General features: G+C 51.1%; 5 protein-coding genes. 4 read left to right on the top strand and 1 reads right to left on the bottom strand.

The features are described from left to right. Positions 1–154: 154 nt before the first annotated feature. Positions 155–7,753, bottom strand: coding sequence for a pullulanase (locus R70331_RS09375; protein WP_042174836.1), 7,599 nt, complete (start codon positions 7,751–7,753; stop codon positions 155–157). A gap of 667 nt (positions 7,754–8,420) precedes the next feature. Between R70331_RS09375 and R70331_RS09370 the strand changes: the two genes are divergently transcribed. The 4 genes from R70331_RS09370 (at position 8,421) to R70331_RS09355 (ending at position 15,057) form a co-directional block, all read left to right on the top strand. Beyond that, a complete protein-coding gene (locus tag R70331_RS09370) occupies positions 8,421–9,458 on the top strand; it encodes a LacI family DNA-binding transcriptional regulator (protein WP_042174834.1) in 1,038 nt (345 codons plus the stop codon). A gap of 302 nt (positions 9,459–9,760) precedes the next feature. Beyond that, positions 9,761–10,423, top strand: coding sequence for a beta-phosphoglucomutase (gene pgmB / locus R70331_RS09365; protein WP_042174832.1), 663 nt, complete (start codon positions 9,761–9,763; stop codon positions 10,421–10,423). A gap of 545 nt (positions 10,424–10,968) precedes the next feature. Then, positions 10,969–13,287, top strand: coding sequence for a glycoside hydrolase family 65 protein (locus R70331_RS09360; protein ID WP_042174830.1), 2,319 nt, complete (start codon positions 10,969–10,971; stop codon positions 13,285–13,287). Between the two features lie 81 nt (positions 13,288–13,368). After that, the gene (locus R70331_RS09355) at positions 13,369–15,057 is read left to right on the top strand and encodes a glycoside hydrolase family 13 protein (protein ID WP_042174828.1); all 1,689 of its coding nucleotides are present in this window, start codon (positions 13,369–13,371) and stop codon (positions 15,055–15,057) included. The last annotated feature ends 38 nt before the right edge of the window (positions 15,058–15,095 follow it).

The raw sequence follows: 15,095 nt of genomic DNA, 5'->3' as shown, positions 1-15,095 counted from the left end.
ACTACAACAACTTAACAACTACAACAACTTAACAACTACAACAACTTAACAACTACAACAACTTAACAACTACAACAACTTAACAACTACAACAACACAAAGCAGCGGTCCTCATCACGAGGATCGCTGCTTGTGTTGTCTAACGCTAAATCTTCTACTCAGCCAGCAATTTGTAAATAACCTGTGCGCTTTCTGCGCGGGTCATGTTGGCTTTAGGGGCAAACCGGTTGTTGTCTCTGCCCTGCACCAGACCAAGCTCCACGGCTGCATTCACGTACGCCGCTGCCCATGCGCTGATGCTGCCCACATCCGTAAAGCCTGCGGAAGCTGAGCTCAAGCTTACCTTTTGGCCCTGTTTCACTTCAAGGGCCCGGATCAGCATTGCCGCCATTTCTTCACGGCTAATCGCCGCCTCCGGTGCAAACTGCGCTGCGCTTCGGCCCGATACAATGCCCTGGCTTACAGCTGCCGCCACATAAGGGGCATACCAGGCATTCGCCTTCACATCACTGAAGGCCGTCTGGCCTGCAGCTTCGATGCCAAGCGCCCGGATCAGCAATGCCGTAAATTCTGCACGGGTAACATCCGTACCCGGATTGAAGGCAGACGCTGATACGCCTGTTACAATCTGTTTGGCACTGAGTGCTTTAATGGCCTGGGAAGCCCAGTGTGAAGCCGGTACATCCGCAAAGGATTTGTTCAGCACAAGTGCAGCATATTTGCTGAAATGCGTTACCTTCGCTGTAATCCACTCTCCGCTAACCGAGCCGCGGACATATTCCAGATTATTGTTATCACTTACATGGAACACGCCTGTCAGGTCTTTATCGACGTTCCCGCTTAGCTTAAAGGATAGCTCAACCGGCACTGTGAATGAAGAAACAGGGACACTTGTACCGTCCTTTTTGACGACAGACAGCGAGAAGTCATACATCTCAGAAGCTGCGCTTATTCGGGTGTACCCGTTACTAAGCCCGTTAAGCATTGAGCTGACTGCACTATCCGGTAACGGATCGGCAGTGAACCGGATCTGTGCACCTTCAGCATCTGCAGCACCGAGAGACTTCTGGAGCTCCAGTAATACCGCATTAGGCACGGTTACACTAAGCTCACCCATCCGGAGCTCAAGATTATTCGTACCCAGCTCTGTACCGGCCTGAACAGGCAGCAGGACTGTCGAGGCCGACGCAGCAACCTCAATGGTCACTTTGCCGTCCTTGCCGTTCTTCAGACTGTCTGCATTAACGACCTGTGTGCCGGCGGCCGGTGCAGGCACAGGCGTTACTCCAGAGCCCGAGCCGGGAAGCGGCGAAGGCGTTGGTGTTACTTCCGGTACTGCTGCCAGGATAACCGTCCCTCCGCTATCTCTGCCGGGAAGCTCAACTTCCACCTTCCGGTCAGCCGATACGGTATATGTCTTGCCGCTGTATACATCTTTGACCGCCGCTCCAGCGGCAAACGGGACAGACAGGCTTAGAGCTATAGCTTCTGTCTTCGTGTTAATAACGGTTACTACGTTATCATCTCCGTATTGCTTGTTAAAGGCCAGATAACCAAGCTCATCGGAGCCAGCCAGTGTCATGCGTGTTCCCTTGGAGTACACCTTGGAGAATTCAGCACGGATATTAAGCAGCTTCTGATAGTGGTCATGCAGATCCTGCTCTGCTGTCAGCTGATCCCACGGCATATCGCTGCGGTTCTCGCTATACTCTCCTTTGGACATATCACCGGCATTGCTGCCGGAGCGGCCAAGCTCTTCACCGTAATAAATGACCGGCTGGCCCTTCGCTGTAATCTGCAGCGCTGCCGCGATCATCAGCTTGCCCTGATCCCCGCCCACATAGTCGGAGAGGAAGCCATTCTCGTCATGGCTGCTGAGGAACTGGGCCATAGTCTTCGTATTGTCGAGCTTGGACTCACGGTCCTGCAGATAAGCATCTACTTCGGTAATTTTGCCGTCGGTGAAGCTTTTCGCTGCACCCTTGAAGCCGAAGTCAAGCAGACTGTCCATCTGGCCGGACTGCAGATTTCCGCCGTCACTGTCGATGGTTCCGCCGAAGTATTCACCGGCCAGCTTGAATTCAGGGTCGATGGCAGTCAGTGCATTTTTGAATGCTTTCCAGGTTGTGCTCTCTACATGCTTGACGGTATCCACGCGGAAGTAGTCAATCGTATCTCCGCGCTCCGTCCGCGCATTATCAAGCCAGCCGGTCTGCCAGTCAATAATCTGCTGGCGCACCGCAGGATCTTCTGTTTTGAAGTCCGGCAGTCCTGCCAGTTCACCCTTGATCGAATCAGTATCCGAGGATACACCGTCTGTGCGGAGCATGCCCTCGAAGCGTGCTTTATCTTCAGCAGTGACTCCAGGAGCGTTGTCGCTCTCCTTCAGGCCATAGCCTGTATGGTTAAGAACAACATCGACCATAATCTTAATGCCGCGGTCATGCGCCTTCTCTATTAATTCCTTGAAGGTTTCCATATCGCCCAGATGCTCATCGAGCTGAGTGAAATCCTTGGCCCAGTAGCCGTGATAGCCGTACTGTATGCCGCCGAATTCAGCGCCTTTGTTAAAGTCGATGTTATCGACAACCGGCGTAATCCACAGCGTGTTAATGCCGAGCTCCTGAAGATAATCCAGATGATCAATCATGCCCTGGAAATCGCCGCCGTGGTAGGCTTCCAGATGGCTTTTGTCCACATTCACATTGTTGGAAGGGTCTCCGTCCGCGAATCGGTCAGTCAGCGCAAAATAAATCCGCGCCTCATCCCAGTCAAAGTCAAGCTTATCCCCGCTGTAGGTTCTGGCCTTGACTTCGAGTGTAGCCGAGCCTTTATGCGTATTGCCGTATTCGTCAACAAGTGTAACCGGAATGGATTTAACCCCCGCCGCCACTGTATCCTTTACGGCAACCGTCTGCTTCATCAGACTGGTATCAATCTGAACCTTAGCCGGCCCGCCCAGCGCAGTGAGATCCATATAACCATCCTTATAGGAGACCTCCTCATCGGAAGCGGCAGTAATGGAAACTACTGCATTGTCGTTAGAGTTAACCGCCTGTGGTGCTGCTGTTGCCGTAACGGTAACTTCAGGTTTGTGGTAGGTTACTGAAGATTCGCCGCCGGCCGTATTTTTCGGATCAGCCAGCTCTTCGGAAACTCCGTCTTTTGTAACCAGGAAGGTGTACTTATAAGTCCCTGTTTCCACACCTGTCAGCTGATAGCTGAACCATTCGTTTAGGGCATCATAGACCATCAGGTATTCGGTACCATTCACTTTTACAGTGACAGACTCAATCTCCTGCTGGTTGCCGCTGCGGAACAGCGCGTCATCACGGTACATAAAGGTGATTGTTCCGTCCTTCATCACCGGTCCGCTGATAAACGGCTTGATATCCAGCTCCTTCACCATGCTAGTTACAATAACCTTTGTATAGCTCTCGCCTGCCGTCAGCGGAATGACCCGGTCATCCGGATAGTCCTGCTTGCCTGTATTCCAGTCAGTGCCCTTACGCAGCACAAAGCCTACACTTGTGGCATTCTGGGCAACTTCGATCAGAACACTGGCTTTCCCCTCCTTGAAGGTGGTGAAATCAATCTGGTCATTCTTCGCGCCTGTGTTCCAGACCCAGATATTCCAGTCGGTATAATCTTCGTCTGCCCGCACATAGGTAAATTCAACATAACGTTTGTTGTCCACTGTCTCAGTGACTACTTTAACCGTTACAACCGTTGACTTGCCGCCGTAAGTAATAGTAATACGGGCTGTTCCGGCTTTATGTCCGGTCACAACACCCTGAGCGGATACGCCGGCTACTTCCGGTTTATCGGAAGTATAGACTGCTGCTTTCGTAATATTGCGTTTGCTTCCATCGTCATATTTTGCATAGGCAGCTGTCTGATGACTTGTGCCTACCTGCAATGAATAGGCTGCGCTGTCCGCTTCTACCGTAGTGAACACGGCTGCCGCTGCATCCATACGGATAATCACTGCAGTAAGCGGCTGGAGCTGAATCGATGTTCCGGTGAGCGTAAATCCGGTCTGCTCTTCAGCCGGAATGGCTGTCACGCCTGCCTGATCATCGTCAGCCAGCACGGTACCTTTAGTAAGATCATCTGACAACGTGAGCACTCTTGCTTCATCATCAGCATTGACGAACACATAGTACATGCCTGTGCCGTCAGTTGCTTTATTTTTGTAGCCGATTACGAGATCCGTTGCCTTCATTTCCGGCGCCTGAATCAGCGTAACATTGGAGTCCACCAGACTCTTGTCACCAAGGCGGAAGGCATCTGAGGACTTTCTGAGCTGAATAAGACCTGCTGTATAATCCTTGGTCGTATTCTGCACCGGATACTTCACTTCATCCGTTACCTTAGACCAGTCGAACATATTAACGGCATCTGAGGAATCATACGAGTCATGGATAAAATAGCCAAAGGACTGGCCGTTTAAATCCTTCATCTCGGTATACTTCTGTTCAGGCACATTTGTACCCAGCCACTGCTTGGTACGGCCGTATTCCTGGCCGGCCTGCATAAAGGCTGTACCCTGTGAAGTCAGCTCCAGCGTATTGCCAAGACGAATCCGCTGCTGGATTTCCAGCTCATTGGCCGGAATCGCAGGGTCCTTCTTAATGGACTGGGCAATGACATCATGCAGGGTCAGATTGTCATGGGCCTCAATATAAGGCACTACATCGCCCGGATCATCCGCCGGAATGTTGGACGGCTGGGCTTTGATATTATTCAGGATGGTCGCAATGGAGCGCGCTCCGCCTGTAATAAATCTCGGCTCACCTTCCGATCCGAAGCCTGATTTCAGCTCATTACGGAACTCATCAGAGAAGACGCCGACGCTGTCTGTTTTGTCCATCCACTGCTGGTCGGCACCCTGGCCGGCAAGTGACGGGTCAGAAGCCGCGCCGCCGAACGTAACCCAGCCTTCGCCGATAAACAGCGCCTGCGGATTGATGGCCTGAGCCGCATCATAGGCCGCCTGCACCGCATCCTGTGTGGCATCGCCCATCATATCCCAGCGCATGCCGTCGATTTTGTACTCGCTGAACCAGTATTTGACGGAATCAATCATCAGCTTCTCGGCCATTTTGTGATTGGTGGCCAGGTTATTGCCGAACCCGCCGATAAAATTGCCGTTCGCATCCTGGAACGCATAATAGTTCGGAACGATATCGTCCAGGAAGTCTTTTTTGGCCATATGCGTATATACGACGTCCAGAATGACACCCATTCCGGCTTCATGCACCGCATCAATCAGGCCCTTCAGCTCTTTGATCCGCTCCTCAGGGTCGGCCGGGTTTTCCGAATAGGCGCCGTCTGGAGAGAAATAGCTGTGCGGGTCGTAACCCCAGTTATACTCGTTGTTTTGCGCAGAATAGTCCAGTTCTCTCTCATTCATCTTCGTTTCGTCCCCGTAATACCAGGCCATTACCGGGAGAAGCTGAATGTGGGTTACCCCCATTGACTTGATGTAATCCAGCTTAGTTGCAAAAGCGTCATAAGAGCCCCAGCGTTCGCCGCCCAGACTGCTCTCAATGGAGACATCTGAGGTGAAGTCTCGGATATGGACTTCATAGATAACGGCATCCTCACGTTTTTCATAGCCCTCAATATCTGCAGGATGAACTTCCGCAGGATTCGTCTGGCTCAGATCAACGATTGCCGCTTTTCCGACGGTATCACCGTCCGGACCGGCTGCACCGGCAGAGTCAACAGTAAATACGGCCATTGATTTGGCGTAAGGATCAAGCACAGGCTTAGTAACCCCGTTGTTGGTTACCTGATACTGATAATAGTAGCCGCGGACATCCTTCTCACCGCTGACTCCGGTAATATCTGCCGGCTTAAGGACTGTGGACCATACCCCCTGCTCACCCCGTGTAAGGCTAACATGGCCGACCGCCTTGGTTGCATCCGTTTTGCTGTACACATTGACTGTAACGGAGCTGGCTACTGGCGCCCACAGCTTCAGCGTTGCTGATTGGTCAGCGGCGTGATAAGTAGCTCCCAGATCATCCCCGGTATAATTGTACATTTCATCGAGCATTCTCCAGCCGCTGGACGCGGATACTGTTTTGCCTGAATAGGTGACACTCAGCGGTGTCTTCTCCAGGTCAAAAGCCTCGGTATCCACTTCGATCGAAGACGTTCCGGTGATCTTCACTGCAGAGATGCTGACGGGAGCACCGTCCTTGTCTGTTACAGTGATCGCGCTCTTCAGTGCTGCAGCATCCAGTCCGTCAGTAAGGGTGAATCCGAGCAGCAGCTTGCTCGTTGACAGCACTTCAGCCGATACAAGCCCTATAGGCTGCTCACCAAACGGCGAGACATAGACCGTATTATCTCCCTCTTTGATCCAGAGCTGATTGTAGCGGTCCAGCAGGCTGAACGCTTTGTCTCCGCCGTCTTTAGCTTCGTTTGACGGATTCACGACAAGGAAGCCCAGCTTCTTGGCATTTTCTTTTAGCGGAAGATCTACATAAGCACCGAAACGGTCTGTATTCTCATCAGAGAACCGAACCGCATCAGTTGGCCATTGGGACGGAGCTTGGGCTACATCCTCCCAGGTCCATAAACCGAAATCGCTTTGCTTATGATCCGCGCGGATATAATGAATCCGGACTGTATTGGCAGGCAGCGTCACCGGTTCGTACGGCGTCACTTCATCACTGCCCTGCTTGATCCAAATTTCGTTCGTTTGCGGAGTGTTGATCAGGAACGTTTTGTCTCCGCCGTCCTTAGCTTCGTTTGCGCGGTTAACGATAAGGAAAGAGATTTTTTTGGCGCCGGCTTTTAGCGGAATATCCACATAAGCCCCGTAGGCATCCAGCTGCCCTTCAGGAAAAGCAGTAGCGCCACCCGGCCAGCCGGACGAGCCTGCAGCTACATCATCCCATAGCCACAGACCCTGATCAGCGTAATCACCGGCTGTGCGGTTGTAGTGAATCCGCAGGCTTCCTTCCGGAACAGGCGTTACAGTGCCCGGATCGACCGGTGCTGTGAATTTGGCATTCACCGCGTGAGTCTGAGCATTGAACTGGAAGGTAACCGGAAGATCTGCCGGCAGCGCAAGCGTAAGCTCTGCAGCAGGATAGCTTGTATCCTCAGCTGCGGATGCTCCCGGCACGAAGATCTGATACACATAATCGCCCGCAGGCAGATTCACCGTAGTCTCGTAAACGTTATCAAAATTAGTATCTGCAAGTAATGTCCGGGCGTCTGCTGCAGAATGATCGTTCGCATCTCCCAGTTCCGTCTGCAGGGAGCCTGTCAGTCTAGGCAGCCTATCCTTTGTGTGCAGGGTGTAGTACGTGGAATCGGCAATTTTTTTGGTAATATCGTTGTAATAAAAAGTCACCTGAGCTTCAGCAGCCAGCGTAAGAGCAATATTGCCGTCTTTGTCTACGCCCTGAGGATTGGTATAGCTGCTGTAGCCGTAGCTTTCATCCCACTTGCCGTTTAGCGCAACCTTATATTCATAAGTGCCCGCCGGCAGTGTTCCAGTAAACATATAAGTGCCGTTGTCCAGATAAGTCATTTCAGTAACCGTAGTATCCGGATTCCAGTCGCCTGTCTGGCTGGTCTCCGTAGACAGCTCAGACTGAAGCGAGCCTACCAGAACTGCCCTGGTTGTTGCCGCCTGTACATTAGATGCCGGAAAGCTGAAATAGGAGCACACCAGAACGATAATCATACTGATGGCAAACGCCTTTTTGCTCCATGAAGCCATTTTCATTCCAAAAAGCCCCCCTAATATGAGATTGTTTCCGCTCTGCGCGGGATTGCACCATGCCGTGAACGGGTATACATTCGTTTCGGCTGCTTAGACCGGAGTAAGCCTGAATCCTCCTTTTTGTTACCTGCAGTAACACTGCAGAATGGCATAAAATTAGCGCAAACGTTTGCAATAATGATTAAAAGCAGCTGCAGTAAGCAGAATAACGGATTTCTGGCTTTTGCTGCACAAAAAACGCACTTGTAAGCGCTTTTAAGTACTGGTTACCATATTAATCCTAGTTTTAAAGCGTTGTCAATAATCATTAATGAATTTCAAAACTTTATTTCACTTTCGTACTTATGTTGATTCCCTTGTAGGTTTGCACAAAATTGCACAAAACACAAAGCAAAACACCAATATTTTAGACGATATTTCGTTAAAAACCGTTTGCACAGTCTGATTCCGCTGATTTTATGGCTCAGCAGCCCCATTTCTCTGCAAAACCGTTATTTTCGGATAATGATCTGATCCTGCTGTAAAATCATGCAAAAATAACACACAAATCCTTTAGATTATTCCAAAAACGCCGTAAAACAGCCTGTAACGGGACTTTCTCTATTTACAATTATCAGCACTTCGATTAATATTACTGTGTAAAGCAAACGGTTCCATGAAGGAGGTTTCTATGACAGTTACCATTAAGGATGTGGCTAAGAAAGCGGGAGTTTCTCCCTCCACGGTATCCCGGGTGTTGTCAGGCCATCCCAGAATCAGCCTAGAAACTTCCCGTAAAGTTAAAGTGATCATGGAGGAAATGGGCTACACTCCGAACATGATGGCAAAGAGCCTGGTTTCGAAAACAACCAACAGTATCTGTATCATCCTGCCGAAGCCTGCTGAGGAGCTTTTCTCCAATCTGTTCTTTATGGAATTGATCCGAGGAATCGTCACCCAGTCAAGCCGTTCCGGCTATGATGTACTGATCAGCTCCGGTGCGAACGAGAAGGAAGAGCTTGAAGCTGTTTCCCGCCTGCTCAAGGGACGCCGTGTTGACGGCGTTATTCTGCTGTACTCACGTAAAGATGATGCGGTTATTGATTTTCTCGAATCCGGCGGCTATCCCTTTGTCCTCGTGGGACGAAGTGACCGCTATGAGGATATACTGTCTGTGGATAACGATAATGTTATGGCAGCCTTCGACGCCACAAACCATCTGATATCCATGGGTCATGAGCGTATCGGCTTTGTCAGCGGACCTCCCAACCTGATTGTGTCACGCGACCGTCTCGAAGGATACCGCAAAGCGATGCAGAACAGCGGCCTTGAGATGCGTGCGGAATGGATTGTGGAGGGTGAGTTTCTGCAGGACAGCGGCTACCGGGCGATGTCGTTCTTTATGAATCTCCCGAACCGCCCGACGGCGCTGGTTGCAGTCGATGATATGGTCTCTTTCGGAGTGCTGCGCGGACTGAATGAACTGAAATATAAGGTGCCCGAAGATCTGGCGATTGTCAGCTTTAACAATATCCCGCTCTCGGAATTATCCAGCCCGCCGATCAGCAGTATAGATATCGGTATTTATCATCTCGGATATACGGCTTCCCAGGTGCTTATCCAGACTATTCAGAAGCCGGACAATGATCCCGGATATACGAACCGGTTCGTTATTCCCCACCGTCTGATTGTAAGAGAGTCGTCCATGTATGCTCCAGGGAAGAAATGACCATGATTCAGGAATAAATGAAGCAGAGCCCTTGCTTCATTTATTTTTTCGAAAATTGTACAAACGTTTGCGCTAATAATGCGGCGATAACTCTACAAAAATAAGCTCATCATTCCGAAGCTAGATCTATAAGAAAAAAACAAGGAAGCAAGCGCTATCAAAGTCTGACCTGCGTTTCCGCTGCAAGCTGTGTACGAAGAACATAAAATAGCTCGTTCACCAAACTTAGCCTCTGCTTCCGAGCCGGGTTTGAACGAAAAATTCAAGGAAGCGCAGCTCACCATACTATTAGGAGGTTCAACATGTCAGAAATCAAAGCCTGCCTGTTCGATCTGGACGGCGTACTCGTGGACACAGCCAAATATCATTTTATCGCCTGGAGAGAATTGGCAGATAGCCTTGGCTTTATATTCACCGAGCAGGACAACGAGCGGCTCAAGGGTGTAAGCCGGGCCGCATCGCTCGACATTCTGCTGGAGATCGGCGGACTTACATTCAGTGATGAGGACAAAGCCCGCTACGCTGAACAGAAAAACAGCCGTTATGTCGAATACATCTCCAAAATGGACAGCTCCGAGATTCTGCCGGGTGCCCTCTCCTTCCTGCAGGAATGCCGCGAAGCCGGGATCAAGGTTGCCTTGGGGTCTGCCAGCAAAAATGCAATGACCATCTTGAACAACACCGGTCTGACTCCTTATTTCGACGCCATTATCGACGGGACACACACCAGCGCCGCCAAGCCGGACCCTGAAGTATTCCTGCTGGGCGCACAGGCGGTAGGCATTCCCCCTGAGCAATGCGTTGTATTCGAGGATGCCGAAGCCGGAATCCTTGCCGCAACCCGCGCCGGTATGCGCAGCATCGGCATCGGTTCACCGGAAACCCTGTCCGGTGCGAATGTTGTCGTCCCTTCCCTCGCCCAGGTCAGCGTAGCCAAGCTGGAAGAATGGTTTACAGCGGTTTGACCCATATTAACCGGTAATTGTGATATGCAACTGTTTCTGCCCTACTACTCTTATAAAAGAACTATCTGTGAGAGATCTGAAGATACGCGATTAGCGGAGAAGGTAAAAGGAATGTGAAGAAGCGCCAGCGTTCGCCTTTGTCCCCGGATGCTTACTTGTTTATAAATTGAACTTAAAATTAAATTTAAAGGGAAAAGCGGCGGAGGAGAAGTTTGGAACTGTAGGAGCGCTAGCGTCCGCCTGAAAGCTTTTCGTAGAAAAGCTCGCTACGGAAGCATAAGCTTGTCTTCAGATTTCTACCGCCAGAAGCGGTTTAAATCAGGAAATCTGAAGACAACAGCGGCCGGAAGTCCAAACATTCTCTGTAGTCGCGACCAGCCCCAAATGAAAATCATCAGTTCAGTTTATTTAGCTCAGAGCCGAGCATCCGGGGACAACAGCGATCGTAACATCCTTTTACATTCGGAGCGGTTCCCCGCGTGGCTGTAATGTCGAACCAATAGTTCCATTTATTTCATCCCTCATTTAAAAGGAGCCAAAAAACAATGAAACAATATCTCAAAATTGATGAATGGTCCATCATTGAAGAATCCTTTGATCCGCATACCCAGGAAATTTCCGAAAGTGTTTTCAGCATCGGGAACGGCTACATGGGCGGCAGAGCCAACTTTGAAGAGCAGTACAGCGGCCACAGCCTGCAGGGCAGCTACATGGCAGGCGTCTATTATCCGGACAAAACACGGGTCGGCTGGTGGAAAAACGGCTATCCGGAGTATTTTGCCAAGGTCCTGAACAGCACCAACTGGATCGGCATCAACATTGATATCGACGGCACAACGCTTGATCTGGCAACCAGCACCGTGACCCAGTTCCGCCGTGTACTTAATATGAAGGAAGGCACGCTGTTCCGCAGCTTTACTGCTGAGCTTGCAGACGGCAAGCAGGTGCAGGTGGAGAGCATCCGCATCGTCAGCATGGCCCGTCATGAGATCGGCGCGATCCGTTATGCGGTTACTCCGCTGAACTTCGCCGGAACGCTTACCGTTACTCCTTACCTCGATGGGGATATTAAGAACAAGGATTCCAACTATGACGAGAAGTTCTGGAATGAAGTGGAGAAGCAGAGCGGTACGGAAGGCGGCTATCTGACGCTCAAAACGAAAAAGCTCGATTTCCATGTGACTTCGGCTTTCACTTTTGAAATTATGGTTAACGGTGAAAAGCTTACCGGTGGCGCCGAAGCGCTTGAACAGGAAAAATATGTAGCCAGCAAAGTGAATCTTTCTGTGCAGTCCGGCGACCAGGTGGTTATTTATAAGTATGCCGCCAATGTAACCTCCCGCAATTACGGCCTGGGTCAGCTTGTTGAAGCCGCCCACAGCGCCTTGTCGGGTGCGCGCGAAGCCGGTTTTGTTACCCTGCTGAATGAGCAGGCTGCTGTATGGGGCGACAAGTGGAAGGAAAGTGACATTATTATTGAAGGAGACGTGTCGGCGCAGCAGGCGATCCGCTTCAATATTTTCCAGCTGAATCAGACCTATACCGGTGAGGATGACCGTCTGAACATCGGGCCTAAGGGCTTTACGGGTGAAAAATACGGCGGCAGCACCTACTGGGATACCGAGGCGTATTGCGTGCCGTTCTATCTGAGTACTGCGGATTCCAGCATTTCACGCAACCTGCTGATCTACCGCTACAAGCATCTGGAGAAGGCTAAAGAGAACGCGCGCAAGCTCGGCTTCAAAAAAGGCGCACTCTACCCGATGGTAACCATGAACGGTGAGGAATGCCACAACGAGTGGGAAATTACCTTTGAAGAAATTCACCGCAACGGTGCAATCGCCCATGCCATTTACAACTATGTCAACTACACCGGGGACAAGGCTTATCTTGGCCAATACGGGCTTGAAGTACTGGTGGAAATTTCCCGCTTTTGGGAGGAACGCGTGCATTATGTGCCGCGCAAGGATCAGTATGTCATGCTGGGCGTTACCGGACCGAACGAATATGAGAACAATGTCAACAATAACTGGTACACCAACCGGATTGCCTCCTGGACAATGGAATACACGCTGGAAGCGCTGAAATATCTGCAGGAGAACGAAGCTGCACGCTACGCAGAGCTGGCTGATAAGCTGGAGCTGCTGGGCAGCGAAACTGCCAAGTGGAATGAAATCATCGGCAAAATGTATTACCCGTCTGACGAGGAGCTAGGCATCTTCCTGCAGCAGGACGGCTTCCTCGACAAGGAGATTATTCCGGTGAAGGAAGTGGCTCCGGAGAACCTGCCGCTCAACCAGAAATGGTCCTGGGACCGCATCCTGCGCTCCTGCTACATCAAGCAGGCGGATGTCCTTCAGGGGCTGTATTTCCTGGGTGACCGTTATGACCTGGATACAAAAAAACGGAATTTCGACTTCTACGAGCCGATCACCGTCCATGAGTCCTCCCTGTCTCCTTGTATCCATGCCATTCTGGCGTGCGAGCTCGGCTACAAGGAAAAAGCCTATGAAATGTACCTGCGTACCTCGCGGCTGGATCTCGACAATTACAACAATGATACGGAAGACGGCTGCCACACCACCAGTATGGCGGGTACCTGGATGTCGGTAGTACACGGCTTCGGCGGATTGCGCGTGCTGGCAGACCGGCTGATCCTGAATCCGTCCAATCCGGGCCACTGGACCTCGTATTCGTTCAAAATCATGTTCCGCGGCTCACGGCTCAAGGTTACTGTTACCGATGCTCAGGTTACTGTTACCAATGAGACCGATGTACCGGCGGCACTCACAATTCATGGCAAAGAGTATACTGTGAACGGGCTTAGCAGCGTCACTGCTGAAGGTTCCTCGGTAACGGCATAATTTTTGGCGGCCCCGGGGCTTAGGTTACCGGGGCCTTTTTGTGCGGATACACCAATAAAGCATATAGAAGGAGTCGTTAAAATGAACAGAGCCTTTTGGAAAGAAGCCGTAGTCTACCAGATCTATCCCCGAAGCTATCAGGACAGTAACGGAGACGGCGTCGGCGATCTGCGCGGAATCATATCAAGACTGGATTATCTGAAGAAGCTCGGCGTGGATGTAGTCTGGCTGTCTCCCGTCTATAAGTCGCCTAATGACGACAACGGGTATGACATTAGCGATTACGAGGACATTATGGATGAATTCGGCACGCTGCAGGACTGGGAAGAGCTGCTGGCCGGACTGCATGAGCGCGGCATCAAGCTGATGATGGACCTTGTCATCAATCACTCCTCCGATGAGCATGCCTGGTTCGCCGAATCACGCTCCTCCAAGGATAATCCGTACCGGGATTATTATATCTGGCGTCCGGGCGGCCCGGATGGTGAGCTGCCGAACAACTGGAGCTCAATCTTCAGCGGCCCGGCGTGGGAGCTGGATGAAAAAACCGGCGAATATTATCTGCATCTGTTCTCCCGTAAGCAGCCGGATCTCAACTGGGAGAACCCTAAGCTGCGGCAGGCACTTTACAAGATGATGACCTTCTGGCTGGACAAGGGTGTGGACGGCCTGCGGATGGATGTCATCAATATGATCTCCAAGGTAGAAGGCTTGCCTTCAGTCAAGCGCGACGATGTGGAGCCCGGCAGGCTTGCCGGCGGCGGAGAATATTATATGAACGGCCCGCGGGTCCATGAATATCTGCAGGAGATGAACCGTGAGGTGCTCTCCAAATATGATGTGATGACGGTCGGGGAAACACCAGGCGCCAGTGTTGAGGATGCGATTCTATATACGGCAGAGGACCGCAAGGAGCTGCAGATGGTGTTCCAGTTCGAGCATATGGACATCGATTCCGGTCCCGGCGGTAAATGGGAGGTTACACCTTGGAGCCTGAAGGGGCTACGCGATATTTTGCATAAATGGCAGGTTGGACTTGCTGAACAGGGCTGGAACAGCCTGTACCTGAACAATCATGATCAGCCGCGGATGGTGTCGCGCTTTGGTCATGACGGTGAATACCGTGTGCAGTCGGCCAAAATGCTCGCTACCCTGCTGCATACGCTGAAGGGCACTCCTTATATCTATCAGGGTGAGGAAATCGGCATGACCAATGTGAAGTTCCCTGTGCTTGAAGATTATAAGGATATCGAGATTCTGAACATGTACCGGGAAAAGGTTACGGAAGGCGGAGGGGATCATGACACCATTTTGAAGGCGATCCATGCCAAAGGCCGTGACAATGCCCGTACTCCAATGCAGTGGGATGCTTCACCAAACGCCGGCTTTACGGAAGGCACACCCTGGCTGAAGGTAAATCCAAATTACAAGGATATCAATACGGAGCAGGCTTTGGCGGATTCGGATTCCATCTTTTATTACTATCAGAGGCTGATTGCCCTGCGCAAAGAGAATCTCATTATGTCTTATGGTGAATATGAGCTGCTGCTGCCGGATCATGAATATATTTATGCCTACACCCGGACGCTGGACGCCGATAAATGGCTGGTGCTGCTCAATTTCAGTGATGTGCCGCAGAACGTTCAGCTTGCGGATGAGCTTGCCGCAGTGCGTGAAACGATCATCAGTAATTACCCGGACGAGCCGGCTGCCGCTGAGCGGGAAACGCTGCGTCCTTATGAAGCCAGAGTGTACCGTCTCGGGAACTGACAGCTGCGCCTGTAATCGGGTATACTTTGAAGCAAACC

The organism is Paenibacillus sp. FSL R7-0331, assembly GCF_000758645.1.
In the GTDB taxonomy this organism is placed as follows: Bacteria; Bacillota; Bacilli; order Paenibacillales; family Paenibacillaceae; genus Paenibacillus_AQ; species Paenibacillus_AQ camerounensis.
Note: the sequence above shows the minus strand (reverse complement) of the source record. Positions and strands in the feature narration are given on the sequence as shown.